Origin of the sequence: Streptococcus sp. 2741 (assembly GCF_013276315.1) — a bacterium.
Taxonomy (GTDB): domain Bacteria; phylum Bacillota; class Bacilli; order Lactobacillales; family Streptococcaceae; genus Streptococcus; species Streptococcus pseudopneumoniae.
Map to the genome: position 1 here is coordinate 1 of NZ_VMKU01000131.1, position 528 is coordinate 528.

Sequence of the window (528 nt, forward strand, 5' to 3'; positions counted from 1 at the left end):
ATAGGGAAGTCGCTTAGCTTTAATCCGCCATAGCTCAGTTGGTAGTAGCGCATGACTGTTAATCATGATGTCGTAGGTTCGAGTCCTACTGGCGGAGTAATTTAGTTAAGAGGTTTAGGCCTCTTTTTTTGTTATGTAATAATAATCTATCTCGTGTTATTAGAGGCGAGACATTTTTCGGCTCTTTGTCAACTGTAGTGGGTTGATGAAAAGCTAATCTCGAGAAAGGGCAAATTTCGTCATTTTTTTTGAAGTTTTTAAAGTTCCGAAAACCAAAGGCGTTGCGTTTGATAAGTTTGATGAGATTATTAGTGACTTCTAGTTTGGCGTTAGAATAGGCTAGTTTAAGGGCATTGACAATTTTCTCGTTATCAGCGTTCCAAACATTCAAAAATAGTTGGGACTTCCCTTAATAAATCTGTTACTTTCTTTTTCAAGATAGCCCAAGCTTGCTCAATAGGATTCAAATCTGGTGAATAAGGCGGTAGAGGTAAGAAAAAGTGTTTATTTTGGATGCAGAGTTCATCC

General features: G+C 37.7%; 1 tRNA gene and 1 pseudogene. One reads left to right on the forward strand and one right to left on the reverse strand.

Features of this window, described 5'->3' with window-relative positions:
• The first annotated feature begins 23 nt into the window (after positions 1-23).
• Positions 24-97 (forward strand) — tRNA-Asn (locus HT671_RS10430).
• On the opposite strand, the pseudogene HT671_RS11780 reads toward HT671_RS10430, so the two are convergent.
• Positions 86-528, reverse strand: a pseudogene (locus HT671_RS11780) (transposase); the annotation flags it as partial. The gene HT671_RS10430 and the pseudogene HT671_RS11780 sit on opposite strands and share 12 nt — an antisense overlap.